General features: G+C 46.7%; 11 protein-coding genes. 7 read left to right on the plus strand and 4 right to left on the minus strand.

Annotated elements, in window-relative coordinates; translation table 11 throughout:
* Positions 1-3 precede the first annotated feature (3 nt).
* Positions 4-1,794, plus strand: coding sequence for a S9 family peptidase (locus CXF70_RS10640; protein ID WP_101802646.1), 1,791 nt, complete (start codon positions 4-6; stop codon positions 1,792-1,794).
* A gap of 314 nt (positions 1,795-2,108) precedes the next feature.
* On the opposite strand, the gene CXF70_RS10645 is transcribed toward CXF70_RS10640, so the two are convergent.
* The gene (locus CXF70_RS10645) at positions 2,109-3,776 is read right to left on the minus strand and encodes a DUF2207 domain-containing protein (protein WP_101802647.1); all 1,668 of its coding nucleotides are present in this window, start codon (positions 3,774-3,776) and stop codon (positions 2,109-2,111) included.
* A gap of 146 nt (positions 3,777-3,922) precedes the next feature.
* Between CXF70_RS10645 and CXF70_RS10650 the strand changes: the two genes are divergently transcribed.
* The gene (locus tag CXF70_RS10650; RefSeq protein WP_101802648.1) at positions 3,923-5,170 is read left to right on the plus strand and encodes a D-alanyl-D-alanine carboxypeptidase family protein; all 1,248 of its coding nucleotides are present in this window, start codon (positions 3,923-3,925) and stop codon (positions 5,168-5,170) included.
* Between the two features lie 315 nt (positions 5,171-5,485).
* A complete protein-coding gene (locus tag CXF70_RS10655; RefSeq protein ID WP_101802649.1) occupies positions 5,486-7,597 on the plus strand; it encodes an LTA synthase family protein in 2,112 nt (703 codons plus the stop codon).
* A 74-nt stretch (positions 7,598-7,671) separates the two neighbouring features.
* On the opposite strand, the gene CXF70_RS10660 is transcribed toward CXF70_RS10655, so the two are convergent.
* From CXF70_RS10660 to tagD, 3 genes are all read right to left on the minus strand, one after another.
* A complete protein-coding gene (locus CXF70_RS10660) occupies positions 7,672-8,631 on the minus strand; it encodes a polysaccharide deacetylase family protein (protein ID WP_101802650.1) in 960 nt (319 codons plus the stop codon).
* 236 nt (positions 8,632-8,867) lie between these two features.
* Positions 8,868-10,037 (minus strand): CDP-glycerol glycerophosphotransferase family protein, encoded by a 1,170-nt coding sequence (locus tag CXF70_RS10665; RefSeq protein WP_101802651.1) that lies wholly within the window; start codon positions 10,035-10,037, stop codon positions 8,868-8,870.
* Positions 10,034-10,426, minus strand: a complete 393-nt coding sequence (tagD, locus tag CXF70_RS10670; RefSeq protein ID WP_084244484.1) for a glycerol-3-phosphate cytidylyltransferase — start codon at positions 10,424-10,426, stop codon at positions 10,034-10,036. The genes CXF70_RS10665 and tagD overlap by 4 nt, the downstream gene beginning before the upstream one ends.
* A 619-nt stretch (positions 10,427-11,045) precedes the next feature.
* Between tagD and CXF70_RS10675 the strand changes: the two genes are divergently transcribed.
* From CXF70_RS10675 to CXF70_RS10690, 4 genes are all read left to right on the plus strand, one after another.
* Positions 11,046-12,221: a CDP-glycerol glycerophosphotransferase family protein gene (locus CXF70_RS10675; protein ID WP_101802652.1), complete on the plus strand. Its 1,176-nt coding sequence runs from the start codon at positions 11,046-11,048 to the stop codon at positions 12,219-12,221.
* Positions 12,222-12,253: 32 nt separating this feature from the next.
* Positions 12,254-13,060 carry an ABC transporter permease gene (locus CXF70_RS10680; protein ID WP_101802653.1) on the plus strand — a complete coding sequence of 269 codons (807 nt, stop codon included), beginning with the start codon at positions 12,254-12,256 and terminating at the stop codon, positions 13,058-13,060.
* A 17-nt stretch (positions 13,061-13,077) separates the two neighbouring features.
* Positions 13,078-13,884 carry a teichoic acids export ABC transporter ATP-binding subunit TagH gene (gene tagH, locus CXF70_RS10685; protein WP_101802654.1) on the plus strand — a complete coding sequence of 269 codons (807 nt, stop codon included), beginning with the start codon at positions 13,078-13,080 and terminating at the stop codon, positions 13,882-13,884.
* A gap of 276 nt (positions 13,885-14,160) precedes the next feature.
* Complete coding sequence (locus tag CXF70_RS10690) at positions 14,161-15,447, plus strand: ATP-binding protein (protein WP_101802655.1); 1,287 nt, start codon at positions 14,161-14,163, stop codon at positions 15,445-15,447.
* Positions 15,448-15,491 lie beyond the last annotated feature (44 nt).

The following is a 15,491-nucleotide window of genomic DNA, read 5'->3' on the forward strand; positions in this document are numbered from 1 at the left end:
GATGTGATTAATTTTCCAAAACCGACAGTAGAGCAGTTTTTCCGTACATATACGATTTCTGATTTTGCGGTGAGCCGCGATGAGAAACGATTGATTTTCAGTTCGAATCTGAATGGCAATGTGAATTTATGGGCAATGGATTTGCCGAACGGGTTCCCTTATTTATTCGCGCAGCGAGACGAGTCGGTAAGTTTCATCAAATTCGATCCGGAAAACCGTTTTGTGCTGGCGGGGTATGACAAAGACGGCGATGAAAACCATCAGATCTATGCGCTGCCATATGAAGGCGGACTGCCGCAGCCGCTGATCACGGGTGAGCCGGATGAAAAATATTTCTTTTCCCATTTGAGCGATGATGGCAAACGGGTGTATTACATGACGTCGAACGGTAATCCGACTTACTTGAATACGCGCGTCCGCAACCTGGAAGATGGCTCAGATACGATTTTGCTTGAAGGGGAAGGCGGTGCTACCGAACTTGCGGCTGTGTCCGACAATGAAAAAGCGCTTGTTTATTCGCGTGCCTTCGCTAACACTTACGTAACGTCATTCGTGAAAATCGGTGATGAAACATATAACCTGACGCCGGATGCGTCACAGGTGCATGTTGCGTCAGACCCAGTATTCACTGATGATAACACGATTTATTTCGTAACGAATTTCGACAGTGAATATAATTATGTGGCGAAGTTTGAAATCGATACGAAAGAGTTTTCACGTATAATGTCGATTGAGGATGAAAGCGTGGAAAGCTTGAAATGGCATAAGGAAAGTGAAACATTTTATATCACGACGGAAAAAGGGGTCACCGATTATCTTTACCGTGCGGATCTGAAAATGGAAAATCCGGTGAAGCTGGATGCACCAGCAGCCAGCATCGATAAAGTGGTGGTGACGAAATCAGGTACCGTATACGTATTAGGCCGCAGCGCAACTGTGCCCCATAATATTTTCCATTCGGAAGATGGGGCAGAATGGACGCAATTAACGAAGAATAATGTACTTGGTCTGGAATCCGAAGATATGGTGGAACCGGATGTGGTCACTTATCAATCATTTGACGGGATGGCAATCGAGGCTTTATTATTCAGAGCCAAGCCGGATAACGATAATGGCCATACGATATTCTGGCCACACGGCGGGCCACAGGCAGCGGAGCGTAAAATTTTCCGCTCGATGTTCCAGTGCTTCCTGAACCGGGGGTACACGATTTTCGCGCCAAACTTCCGCGGCAGCACCGGCTACGGTGCGTCATTCGTCAAACTGGTCGAGCAGGACTGGGGCGAAGGGCCGCGCCTCGATTGCCTCGCGGGAATCGAATGGCTGTTTGAAGAAGGCATCAGCGACCGCGATAAATTATTCCTGGTCGGCGGGAGCTACGGCGGCTATATGGCGCTATTGCTGCACGGCCGCCATCCGGAATATTTCAAAGCCGTCGTCGACATCTTCGGCGTATCCGACCTGTTCACGTTCTATAATTCGGTGCCGGAACATTGGAAGCCGATGATGGAACGCTGGATCGGCAACCCGGAACGTGACAAAGAACGCTTCATCAAAGACACGCCGACGACGTATCTCGACGGCATGGTCAAGCCGATGCTGGTCATCCAAGGGGCGAAGGATCCGCGTGTCGTCAAAGAAGAATCCGATCAGATTGTCGCGAAGCTGCAGGAAGCGGGCCGCGACGTGGAATATCTGGTATTGGATGACGAGGGGCATGGATTCTCGCGCAAAGAGAACGAAATTGAAGTTTATAGCCGGATGCTGGAGTTTTTAGGGAAGCATCAGGGGTAGAAACGAATAGATTGTGTGTGGAAACCGGTTCCGGCGGATTCTGATCTGCTGGCATCGGTTTTTTGAGTGGGTGAAAAGCGGAAAGATACAGCTATCTGTTGACGGAATTGATTTGTTTGCGCAGAATCAGATTTATTTGCTTAGAATCGAATTTGTTTGCGGTAATCTGGATTTACTTGCGCAGTGATACTTTTCCGCTTATTAGATAGTCTATTTAAGTATTATTTTGATATTTCTGCCCTCGCACGAATAAGAAAAAGACCCCGCCTAGCGGAGTCTCATCATTCCTGTCATATAATCGCATACGCCAAATCCTAAAACGCTCCCGATCCGCCGCCACCGCCGCCGACCCCTGCTCCGGATCCGGCAACGCCGCCGCTCGCGCTAGCGCTGGTAGTCGTGCCGGCGGAGACGAAGATGGCCGTCATGAAGACCGGGTTCATGACGAAGCTTGAACCGTCCACTTGCGATTCGGCAGCAGTGAAGACGGATGCTTTGCGTTCCGCAGTTTTCTGGTCGCTGCCAAGCAGGTAGGCATAAGCCCGCTGCTTTTCATCTTTCGTCAAGCGGTTCCATTGTTCAGCGGGCAATTCCTGCATCGCCGATTTTAATTTCCGCCAATTGCGCCGCACTTCATGTCCTTCGAATGTAATCGGTGAATAGCCGATCGCAAAGCCGAATGCCAGCATGGCCAGTACAATGGAAGCGGCCATCCACGGGAAGATTTCGTAAATGCCGGTGTAAATGGCGAGACCGATAAACAGCAAGCTCATGGCACCGGCCGTCCAGCGCAGCGCCGGATGCTTCTCGCGGAAATTCTTCGCCTTCACTTCAGCACTGATGCCTTTATTCCATTCAGCGACCGCCTCGTTATAAGCAGCGTGATTGTCCTCGTTCATGGTATATTCCTCGACTTGTTCGAGTGTGAACTCACGGCCGTCGCCGATTTGGTCGAACAACAGCCTGATCAATGTTTCTTCGTGCGCATGATCGGTATTCCGGTCGACCAGTTCGAAATGGTTTTCCGACAGCTGGCGGACATTGCCTTTTCGCATCAGCTCCATGATTGCCGCCGAAATCGCGTTTGGCGACAGGAATGCAGAGTTGGTGAAATAGAGCAGCGCCGGAATGCTCATCGACTCTTTCGGCACGAAAAATTCATACGGATAATTATTAATTTTCCGTTTACGCTGAGCGGCCCGCAGCCATGCGAATAAAATCCCGGCGAGCAATACCGCACCGGCTATCGCGATGGCCGGGATTCCGATAGTCTTGGCGGTTTGCTGATTCTGGGCAAAAATCGCCGCTTCGTTTTCCAGTTCTTCACGGTCTGTCGCCAAGTCATCCCGGATCGTTCCGTCCTGCGCAGTCAGCGCCGGGAAAAGTTCCGGGTTGAAAATTGCGCGGACAGTGACATTCTCCCCGTCCGGCACCTGGCCCATTTCGTAAACCGCGGCGCCTTCGTTGGTGATCATTTCCGTATTATAGGCTTCGTCATAGCCCAGCGCCAGTGTATTATTGGACTCTGCAGGCGGGATGACAGAAATGGTCATGTCACCGTATCCGCTTTCATTGCTTTCATCAATGAATGACCAATAGAACTGGGCGCCATCTTCAAACTTTTCCACTGCACCGTTGATTTGGTAAGTCAGCTCAACTTGAATGGTTTCATCATCTTCACCAGACCGGTAAATCTTATAGACGCCGTCTTCCATCTCGACTTTCAGGGGGTTGTCATTTTCCGTGGCAGAGAAATTTTTGATGGTGGTGCCTGTCTTCTCGATCAGGCCACGCGTGATTCCCTCAAAATCATCTTCAAATTGATAAGTGAAGTTTTCGATTACGTCTGCTGTGCCGTCTTCATTCAATTGCGCATCAATCCGGACTTCCGTAATTTCAAAGTCGACAGCCAGTACTTGTGCCGGTATCAGCAGCATCAGAATGAATGCCAGCAAAAAAGGGAATATTATTCTGCTTTTCATGATTCATCACCTCTTGCATAGTAATACGGGTGACCCGGTTTAAAGTTTCATGATAGTTTGCTCGAAAAACATGGTTGTCGCCGGATGGCTGCTATATAATGCAGGTAAAGGTATTGCAAGAGAGCCGGAAAGAGGGGAAGACAACTATGAAAAAGCGGAAGTTCTTCAAGAAAATCGGATTGTCTGTGGCTGCTGCGGTGCTGCTGTCACCGTTCATGCCGACGCTCGACAAGTCAGGATTCACTGCGGAAAAGGCGGAAGCCGCCGTCACGTTCCCGGACTTGAAAGATTTTAAGGCGGAAATCGAATACCTGACCGGTTTGGAAATTATCCGCGGCTATCCGGACGGCACGTTCCGGCCGGCAGCGAGCATCACTCGCCTGGACGCTGTCCGCATGATTTTACGCGAAATGAAAATTGAGGACCCGGCGGCATCAGATCCCGGATTTTCAGACATGGACAGCAGTAGGGAAGGCTATGCCGAAGTGGCAAAAGCTGTAGAGATCGGTTTCATCAACGGCAAGACCACGAAAGACGGCGAGCGTATTTTTGATCCCAAAGGCAAGCTGACGCGCGCTGAAATGGCGAAAATCCTGACCGAGGCTTATGCGCTCGATGCCAACAATAACGTGAAGTTCGTCGACGTTAGTACGGGGCACTGGGCGAATGCTTATATCAGCCGATTGGCTACCGCTAAAGTGACGGACGGTTTCCCAGGCGGCTACTTCAAACCGGAAAGCAGTCTTGAACGCCAGCATTTCGCGGTATTCATGGCGCGTTTATTGAACCCTGCAAAATTCCAGGCTGGTCCAGTGGTCATTCCGCCACCGCCGGAACCACCGAAGTATCCGGCGCCATCCACGAACACGCCAGGCAAATATGCCGGTGGTCTCCTGGTCGTCAATAAAGTCTATGCTTTGCCATCGACCTATAATCCAGGAATCATCCCGGTTGCCCAAAAAGGTGTCGATGCGATGGTGTCTGCAGCAAAAGCGAATGGCGTCTACTTAAGTGTCATCAGCTCCTATCGTTCGTATTCCTACCAAAAGACACTTTATGAAAATTACGTGAAGCGTGACGGCCAGGCCGCAGCTGACCGCTACAGCGCACGTCCGGGACACAGTGAACACCAATCCGGGCTGGCGTTCGATTTCGGCGGAACGAACCAGAATCATTGGCTGGAATCTTCGTTCGCCGATACGGCAGAAGGCAGATGGCTGGCAGCGAATGCGCATAAATACGGTTTCATCCTGCGCTATCCGAAAGGCAAGGAAAGCATTACAGGATATATGTTCGAACCGTGGCATTTCCGCTATGTCGGTTCCGGTGAAGCGCCGAAAATCAAAGCCAGCGGCAAAACGCTTGAAGAGTATTTGAATGTGAGAGGGAATTAAAGGCATAGTGAATAGTTATCATTAAAAAGCGGCATCCACTCGAATTGGTGGATGCCGTTTTCCGATTGCCCTGAAAAAAGATGTTTTGATGCTGACCGCCCGATTATTTTCCTGAGCGCCCTAATATCGAGCTGAACGCCCGAATATTACGCTGAGCGCCTGATTAATTCCCTGAACGCCCGATTATCAAACTCAACGCCAAATTCTCCCAACGCCGAGTGACTGTCGACTCCAAAAATGGTACAATAGCAGGAAAATGTTCTGTTTTTATTACATAATTGGTATTGAAAACGAAGGAAAGAGTGTAGAGTTATCATGAAATTACCTAAACTTAACAAAACAGCCACCCGAATTTTGACCATTCTCTTCATGGTCGCTTTACCGATAGTGACGTTGATCGTTTCGGAACTGATTGTGCGGCAAGTGTTGACACTGCCGATCGGCCAGTGGTTCGCGGATTTCGACAAACGTGTATTCGTTAACGCGTTCCTCGTCCTGGCATTATTCAACCTTTTCTATATCCTGCCGCGGCGCTGGTTCATGCTGTCGGGTATCATCCTCAGCATACTGCTGCTCGTTTTTGCAGTCGCGAATAAAATCAAGATGGAGCTCCGCAGTTCTCCGGTTGCGCTCGGTGACTTTTATTTATTGGATGAACTGGGCGGCTTCGAATTGCCGGTGGACTTCAATATTCCATTGCTGGCAGTTGCGGGCATTGTATTACTGCTGCTGATCGCGGCGATCTTCCTGGCAGTGCCGCGTATAAAAGAGAATTGGCTGCTGAAGGCAGGCGTCGTTTTATTGTCGGCCTTTTTCCTGTTCGCCTTGTGGACGGATAAACCATTTTCGCCGATGAAGCAGGCGAATTTCCAGACGTCGTGGTGGAAACTTGAAATTGCGCTGATGCAAAACGGCGTACTCGGTAATTTTGTCATGCTGGCGAAAGAAGCAGAAGTGGAACCGCCGGAAGGCTATTCGGTTGATAAGCTCGAAGAGATCGGGGCGGCCTACGAACCGGCTCCGGCTCAGGAAAATTCCGAGAAGCCGAATGTCATTTTCATCATGAGTGAATCGTTCGCCGACCCGTATTTCTTCGGGGAGCAGCATTTCAAGCAGGACCCGATTCCGAATTTCCGTAAGTACTACGATGAATCGCTGCACGGTTCGATGTATTCGTCTGAGTTTGGGGGAGGGACTGCCAATGTGGAATTTGAAGCATTGACCGGTTTCAGCATGCAATTCATGCGCGCTGACTTTGTTCCATATCAATTATTCGTCAAGAAGCCGCTGCCCTCAGCGGCCCATACTTTCCGGAAAGCGGGCTACGAAACCACAGCGATCCACACTTATTTCGGCTGGTTCTACCAGCGTGAATCGGTCTACAAGCAATTGGGGTTCGATCAGTTCATTTCAGGTGATTTCATGGACCTTGACCGTCCGAACGATCCGTCGCAGTCTTTCCCGGAAGATAAGCACATCACCGATTCCACTCTCGAAACGCTGGATTATACGGAAGGCCCTGACTTTATCCATGCGGTGGCTGCGGAAGGGCACGTGCCGTATTGGCAGAAAGAGAAGTCCGATTTTCTGAAAGACGGCACCTTGCCGCCGGAAACCCAGCCGTATTTGAACTACTATACGGCTGTCATCAATAATGTCGACAAGGAGCTCGGGCGCCTTATCGAAAATCTCGAACAGCGCGATGAACCTTCGATTGTCGTATTCTTCGGCGACCATTTCCCGGCGTTTCCGAACGGCAACGAATTATATGGAGCGAACGGTGCAGGCGTGGTGGACGACATGCTGAACGATTATGACGATTACCTCGCTACGCATAAAGTTCCTTATTTCATATGGAAATCCGATGGCAATGAAGCGCGGCAACTCGATTTGTCACCGAATCAATTCGGCCCGATCACGATGGAAATGGCCGGTGTGGAGGGGAATGTGATCACCGCTATTCTTGACCGCATGCGCGAAAAAGATGAGGCAGTCGTTCCTTACGCCCAGTGGCAATCGAAAATGGGCGGTAATACAGAGGAAATGGAAGATTTGAAGATCGTCCAGTATGACTGGCTGCATGGCAAACGCCATATCGCCGATCTGCTGCCGGATATGAAAGTTACAGCTGCACCTGATTATCATCTGGGACTCTATCCGGAAATGACAGTCCAGAAAGTCACAGAAAAAGGCGGCCTCTATGAAATCTTTGTGGAAGGCGCACCGAAGTACGCAAAACTTCTGGTCGATGGGGAGCCGATCGAAGAAATCGCCTGGCGCAAAGCGGAAGAAGGTGTAGCCGCCTTTTCCGTCAGCCAGGATCTAATCGGCGCGGGAGCGGATATCCAATTGGCTGTCCTCAATTCACACGGCGCGGTGCTCAGCAAAACAGAGATGTTCAAGATGGTGACAGTTTTGCAGGAATAATTCAATCGCGTTTACACGCATAATTCAACCCCCGATATCTTGAGAGATATCGGGGGTTTTATCATGTCCATATTTTATTGGGAAGCTTCAATTGTTGCCAGCAGCTGTTCACCTGTAAAAGCACCGTTCGCTGTGATGCGGTCCAGTTCGAAATGGGCATCGGTTTCCCTGTTCACCAGACCGGATTTGACGGTGAAAGCCATTTGATAACCGGCTACTTGGGCGAGACGGATGGTATCCTCCGAATAATGGCCGTATGGATAGGCCAGTGTGACGACATCATAACCCATCTTTTCTTCAATTGTTTTTTTGCTGAGCAGGAGATCTTCAAAAACTCTTTTTTCAAATTCCTCCTGTGATTCTAAGCCGGAGTCATCTTGCATGCGTCCGGCAAGTACGCCTTTTAATTCATTTTCTGCATCAGCTTTCTTATAATGTGAATCCCATGTATGCACCTGGACCATGACCGTGCCTTCCATCGAGCGGGCTTCTGGCCAGGTGAATTTCTCATATTCTTCCGGATGCAAGGTGCTTGGTGTTTCAAAGATTCTGCTGGCAATGACGTTTACCGTCGCTTTCATGCCGAGCTCCTCCAAAACAGGAAATGCTTCTGTATAAACACTTTTATAGCCATCATCAAAAGTGATGAGAATGGGCTTATCAGGCAATTTGGTTTTATTTCTCAGATGATCAGCCAGCTGGTAATCCGTAATGGTTGTAAACCCGGCTTCTTTGAGCGCAGACATCTGTTCCCTGAAACGCAGCGGATCGACACTGATTACATCGTTCCGTTCCTCCAATAAAATATGGTACATCAGAACAGGAATCGATGGAAAAGCCGAAATATCCACAGCCGGTTCAGCTTGCACTTCAGGAACAGCGTCAATCGCAGCCGAGGCCGGAGCGGTATTGTCAGGTGCTTCTATGGTTGTCGCAATATTTTCTTCTTCAATTTCAGGATCCATATGTATCGGCAAAAAGATTAACCCCAATAAGACCAGGAACAAGCAGCCGGAAACATAATATTTTCTCAAATTTTATCCTCCTAAAGCAGAAATTTAAAAACTTCTTAGGCGGATTATAACTTTAGTCATAGGTAAATGTAAACAGTCCACTTGATATATTTGGGATAAATTTGAACTTTTTACACATTCGAAGATAGGGTAGATTGCTTCTAATTGTATGATCCGGATAGAATTCCGCCATTAATATAGATGGAATAAAAGCCCATAAAAAAACGACCGGCTATTTACCCGGTCGATGACATTTCTTATAGATCTTGTGGTTCATAGATGGCAGTTATCAATTGCTTGGAAGACCGGCCATTTGAATAAGTATTCCAGTGGCGGCAAAATCGTTCAATTTTTTCCTGGTCAATCCGGGGATCGACAATATGCTCGATCACTTCGGCCGTACTGGTGACCATCGGGCCAGGGAAGAACAAGTCATTGACTTGCCAGATTCCTTGGGTGCGGTTGTATTCTTCGATATCGTATGTGAAGAAAATCATCTTTTTGCCGAGCATCGAAAATTCAACCGGAATGGAGGAATAATCGGAAACCAATATGTCACTTGCCAGCAACAGCTCATTGATATGCGGATAATCGCTCGCCAGTATGACTCGCGGATGATCCGGTACTTTAGCGGCGGCATGTACTGAAGGGTGCAGGCGGACCAACAGGACGTAATCTTCGTCCAGGGTCTCCAAAAACATTTGGATATCGAATGCCACAGCCATTCGCTGCAATTCGTCTTTACGGAAAGTCGGAGCATACAGCACGACTTTTTTGCCTTTGATTGAGGGGTAGGTCTCCAAAACGTTTTTCAGTCCGGCAGCTTTTAGCTCTTCATCATGATAAAAATCAGTTTGCGGCACGCCTGTATAGAGGAAATGGCTCATGTCGACCTGGAACGCTTCCGAGAAAATTTCGGCCATTTGGCGTGAGCCGACGGGAATGTACTGGAAACGGTCGTATACTTCCTGGAAACGCACTTTAGCGCGTGCGCTCCTGCTGTCTGTTTCAGGGTCGCGCCAGCCGAATTGCTTGATTGCGCCAGCCGCATGCCATAACTGGATGCATTTGACTTCTTTTCGGAATTCGATGACCGACAGGACCCCAGCGTAATTGTCGACAAAGACGTATTTGGATGTCGCCAGGTGGTAGATTGAAAACAAGGTATCTACTATATTAAGTGATTCAAAGGTATAGATTTTTTTATTGGGAGTGGGAATCGTTGAGAACTCCATTTTGCACCTGGTCTGGTTGATAAAAACCAGGCGGTGGTTTCCGGAGGATGCCAGTTCGTTGGCGATGAAAAAAGCGTTATCGCCAAAAGAGGACAGGAACACCGTTTTGTTTTTCAAGGGCAGCAGATTGAATAGGGAAAAAGCGATCTTGAAGAAAAACAGGTATATGGAAATGATCAGTTCGCTTTTCATTGTTTGTTCAGAAGATCCGTTTTGATTTTGGAAGTCGAGATGCCTTCAGTTCTCGGCAGGTACACGACTTCGCAATGTTCTTTCAGTTCATCGAATTTGCCTTCCCAATCAGAGCCCATTACAAAAACCTGCACTTCATTCTGCTGGATGTCATCCACTTTTTGACCCCAATTTGTTTCTGGTATCACTTCATCTACGTATTTGATGGATTCAAGGATCAATTTTCGTTCTTCATAGGAGTGGTAGGCGGCTTTGCCTTTAATATCATTGAATTCGTCAGAAGATAAGCCGACGATCAAATAGTCGCCGAACTCTTTTGCCCGTTTCAGGATATTAATATGCCCGTGATGAATCAAATCAAATGTACCGTATGTTATGACTTTTTTCATGTTATCTACACTCCGCATCTCGTATATGTTTTGCCGCTTAAGGTATAGTATCATCATTCGTCTGCAAAGAAAATATTCCCGCGGCAAATACGATCTCACTCTTATCTGCTGATGGCTTCTTCTGCCATCATCCGTTCACAAATTCCGTCCGTGAATTCAGCCTATTCGCTATTGTATCACAAGGCTTGGAAGAAGAACTATTTTATATTTGAATTGTCCCGCAGCCTTTGGCCATGCTTAAGACAGTGGAAAAGCATTGGTGAATCATTCTGTGAATATCAGTATGTGTTACAAGCAGATGATTCTATTCCCTTATGCTTAAGAAAATGATAAGATGTTTTATTGTTAGTAAAAAATGTTTTTAAGATTTTCTTCAGCTATACTGATTTAGTTTCCTATATAGACACTGCTGAAACATTATTTACATCCTTAGACGAAAATAGGCTGGTTTAGTTTCAGCTTCACCGGATTTCTTCATTATAATAAAGGCTTTGACTAAGGTTCGGTAACGCATGATTTCAGGATTGCAGACAAAAACTGTTTAATACAGATGAAATGAAGGAATATCCATTAAGACGCGTATTTGATTGACATTATTACTCAGAATCGAGGACTGGCAGTGATTAGACGTTTAAAGAACAATGCATTGGTGTTGAAACTATTCCGCATCATTTTCGTCCTTCTCGGTGGCTTGCCGAAAAAAGGCAATCTGGTCATTTTCGAAAGTTTTCATGCCAAGCAATATAGTGACAGCCCCCGGGCCATATATGAATATATGAAAGAACATTATCCGGATTTTCAGCTTGTATGGAGTGTGGATAAGCAGGCAGCACCATTATTCGACCGTTTCGGCGTACCTTATATACGCCGCTTCAGTTTACGCTGGTTCATGGAATTTCCTCGCGCAAAATATTGGATAAATAATGTGCGGCTGCCCAATTGGATGCCGAAGCCGGATGAAACAGTCTATATCCAGACCTGGCATGGCACACCGCTGAAAAAACTGGGCACCGATATAGAAGAAATCCATATGCCGGGGACGGACACGGAGAGCTATAAGCGAAATTTTATCCTCGAAGCGGACAAATGGGATTATCTCGTCTCACCGAATGCCTATTCCACGGAAATTTTCACCCGTGCTTTCGACTATAGCGGCAAAGTCATCGAATCCGGTTATCCGCGCAACGATGTACTGTCGAATTATTCGGATACGCTGCTCAGCAGCATAAAAAAAGACCTGGGTATTCCGGAAGAAAAGAAAGTCATGTTATATGCGCCGACTTGGCGCGATAATGAATTTTACCAAAAAGGCAAATACAAATTTGAATTTCAATTCGATCTGGAGCGGTGGAAACGGGAATTCGGCGATGAATGGGTCCTGCTGTCGAGGATGCATTACCTGGTAGCCGAGAATTTTGATTTCAGTGCTCACGAAGGGATTGTGTATGATGTTTCGACTTATCCTGATATCCGGGATTTATACTTGGTATCGGATCTGTTGATCACTGACTATTCGTCAGTGTTCTTCGATTACGCCATCCTGAACCGGCCGATCGTTTTCTTCATGTATGACCTTGAAAGTTACCGCGATCAATTGCGCGGATTTTACATCGACATCGAGAACGAAGCGCCGGGTCCGATCGTCCAGACTGAAGCCGGGCTATTCACGGCCATCAACGAATTAAAGGACACGGATATCCGGACCCATCCGAAATTCGATGCGTTCAGAAACAAATTTTCCTCATTGGAAGACGGTCATGCTGCTCAGCGAGTGGTAGAAGCCTTCCTCGAGTAGTATGATAAAATATAAGTAGGTGAGGAATTTATATGAAATCAGCTTTTAAAGTATTGCAGGAACAAATTCAATACTTCTATCTTGTCAGAAGGCTTTCGATTTATGAACTTCGCAGCCTGGCAAGCGGAAATTACCTGGGCATGGCCTGGGAAATCATTAATCCCGCAATTCAAATTACAATTTACTGGTTCGTCTTCGGATTCGGTATACGGGAGCGCGAACCGGTCGGTGATATTCCGTATCTTCAGTGGATGTTTGCCGGAATCCTGGTGTGGTTCTTCATCACACAATCCGTCATGAAGGGTTCGAAATCGATATACAGCAAGATCAAAATGCTCGCCAAGATGAATTTCCCCATGAGTGTCATACCAAGTTATGTTATCTTCGCCCAGTTTTATCCGCACTTGATCATCCTGGGATTAGGTATGATATTCCTGCAATTCATCGGCTATCCGGTATCGATCTATTATCTGCAATTGCCATTATATACAGTCGGCCTGCTGGCGTTCCTGTTCAGTTTGACATTGATCACCTCGACACTTGCGACCATTGTGCGGGATGTTCAGATGCTGCTGCAATCCGTTATGCGGATGCTGTTATACCTGTCTCCGATTCTTTGGCCACCGACGCTTTTGCCTGAGAATTGGCAGCCATATATGAAATTGAACCCTTTCTATTACATCATTGAAGGTTATCGGTACTCCTTGCTGGGAGAAGGATGGTATTTCCTTGAAAATCCGATATACACACTCTATTTCTGTGGGGTGGTATTAGTCACCTTCATCATCGGCGCTTATCTGCACGTGAAATTCAGAAGTCAATTTATTGATTTCCTATAAAATGGGAAGTGAGTCATATGCCTAATTCAGTCGAAGTACGAAACGTTTCAAAACGCTATAAATTATATAAGAAAAGCTCTGAAAGGCTGCTCGACCTGTTGATTCCGCATAAAGAATACGGCGAAGCCTTCTATGCTCTGCAGGACGTTACTTTTGATGTTGAACAGGGATCGATCGTCGGCCTGGTCGGCATCAACGGGTCTGGTAAATCGACGCTGGCCAATATCATTGCCGGCGTAATTCCCGCAACAGATGGGAAAGTCGTGAGCAACGGAAATGTATCGCTGATTGCGGTCAATGCCGGTCTGGACAATAAACTCACTGGCCGCGAGAATATTGAATTGAAGCTCCTTATGCTTGGTTTTTCAAAAACGGAAATCAATGCAATGGAAGAAGAGATCATCGAGTTCGCGGAGCTGGAGAAGTTTATCGACCAGCCCGTTAAAACGTATTCAAGCGGAATGAAGTCGCGTCTCGGCTTCTCGATTTCCGTGCGCGTCAATCCTGATATCCTGATCATCGATGAAGCTTTGTCGGTAGGGGATAAAGCTTTTGCGGAAAAAAGCCTGAACAAAATGATGGAGTTCAAAGAACAAGGCAAAACGATGTTCTTTGTCAGCCATTCCATTTCCCAGATGAAAAAGTTCTGTGAAAAAATTCTTTGGCTGGAGTTTGGAGTCGTGAAAGAATACGGACCGGCTTCTGAAGTGTTGGCAAATTACGAAGAGTTCCTGGAGGAATTCAAGAACATGTCCAAAAAAGAGAAAAAGAAATATCGCCAAAACGCACTCGACAGACAATCGAAAATTGCGTCCAAGGCTTGATGGAACCGGCTCCTAAATTGGAGCCGGTTCTTTCTTTTTTCTATTAACAGAGCTTATCCAGAATTGTAAAAAATGCTTAAATATCTTAAAATTCAGAAATTTTATTGACATTTAATGATTTCCTTGATAATTTAATAGTTATTAAGATGCGCAGACACGCAATTTTAATTGATGACTTCAATGAAATTAGGTATATATAACTTATTTCTGGAAATTTAAAGGGATTTAAACAGAGAGTATTGAAAGTAGGCTAGTGAAATCAAGGAGGTCTGGGAAATGATGAAGGTTGACCAGAAGAAGATTCTTGTACTTGGTGGGACCAAACATATGATCAATGTGGTGGAAACCGCTAAACGGATGGGCTTGTCGCCGATTGTTGTCGATAATGTCATCGGTTCGCCGGCTAAGAGCTATGCCGACAAATCCTATAATACGAGCACTGCCGATATTGAAGGCTTGGCGAAGATTGTCCAGGAAGAAGGGGTGGATGGTGTATTCACAGCCTTTGAAGATATAAATACATGGAATGCTGTTGCTTTATGCAAAAAGATGGGTCTGCCGTTTTATGCGACAGAAGAGCAATTGGCAATCACATCAAACAAAGATAAATTCAAGGAAATCTGCCGCCGTTTTGATGTCCCTGTCATCGAGGAGCAAGAATTGGCTGGTGAACTCGAGGAAACAGCTGTTGCATCCTGGGAATTTCCGGTCATCATCAAGCCGGTTGACAGTTACGCCAGTAAAGGGATAACTGTTTGCTACGATATTGAAGAAGTGAAACAGGGTTTTGCAAAAGCGATGGATTTCTCCAAATCAAAGAGGGCTATTGCTGAACGGTTCATCGATAATTCCTACGGTGTTCAAATGTTTTATACTATACAAAACAGCAGCATCATCCTGACTGCAGTTTGCGATCGCTATTTCTATAAGCATTCAAAAGAACATCCGCCATTGCCGACCGCCATGGTATTCCCTTCAAAACACCAGAATCTGTTCATCGAAACGCTGGACGGGAAAATCCGCGATATGATCAGCGGCATCGGAATACAAAACGGCACTGTCTTCATCCAATCCCTGTATGAAGACGGTAATTTCTATATCTATGAAATGGGCTTTCGCCTCAGCGGGGAACAGCATTATCACATCATCAAAAAGCAGACGGACATCAATATCCTTGAAATGATGCTCGATTTCGCCGTCAGCAATCCAATTGATCAATACGATTTACGTGAATTTGATAATGGATCCATGCCTTTGCCATCCTGCAATCTGCCGATTCTGCTGAAAGGTGGAATCATTGGGGAGATCATCGGGCTGGAAGAGGTCAAAGCGATGCCGCAAGTCATTTCATGCGTCATCAATGTGGATCAGGGGGATGAAGTCGTCGTCACCGGTTCCTATACGCAGATGTTCGGACGTTTTAATATTGTCGCTGACACGACAGAAGCACTTTATGAAACGATTGAAAAGATTTATATGACGCTCCGTATAAGCAATCAGGCAGGCGAAGACATGCTGCTGACGAAATTTGTGCCCGAGCCGCTGGCGATCGGAGGAAAATAACGGAGGCTGACAGAAAGCGGTGATGATGCCGCTTCTTTTTTATG

Origin of the sequence: Planomicrobium sp. MB-3u-38, assembly GCF_002836425.1 — a bacterium.
Taxonomy (GTDB): Bacteria; Bacillota; Bacilli; order Bacillales_A; family Planococcaceae; genus Planococcus; species Planococcus okeanokoites.

Coding starts and splice junctions, on each gene's coding strand:
- CXF70_RS10645 (WP_101802647.1), bottom strand. CDS start 3,776: ATGAAAAGCAGAATAATATTCCCTTTTTTGCTGGCATTCATTCTGATG.
- CXF70_RS10650 (WP_101802648.1), top strand. CDS start 3,923: ATGAAAAAGCGGAAGTTCTTCAAGAAAATCGGATTGTCTGTGGCTGCT.
- CXF70_RS10655 (WP_101802649.1), top strand. CDS start 5,486: ATGAAATTACCTAAACTTAACAAAACAGCCACCCGAATTTTGACCATT.
- CXF70_RS10665 (WP_101802651.1), bottom strand. CDS start 10,037: ATGAAAAGCGAACTGATCATTTCCATATACCTGTTTTTCTTCAAGATC.
- tagD (WP_084244484.1), bottom strand. CDS start 10,426: ATGAAAAAAGTCATAACATACGGTACATTTGATTTGATTCATCACGGG.
- CXF70_RS10680 (WP_101802653.1), top strand. CDS start 12,254: ATGAAATCAGCTTTTAAAGTATTGCAGGAACAAATTCAATACTTCTAT.
- tagH (WP_101802654.1), top strand. CDS start 13,078: ATGCCTAATTCAGTCGAAGTACGAAACGTTTCAAAACGCTATAAATTA.
- CXF70_RS10690 (WP_101802655.1), top strand. CDS start 14,161: ATGATGAAGGTTGACCAGAAGAAGATTCTTGTACTTGGTGGGACCAAA.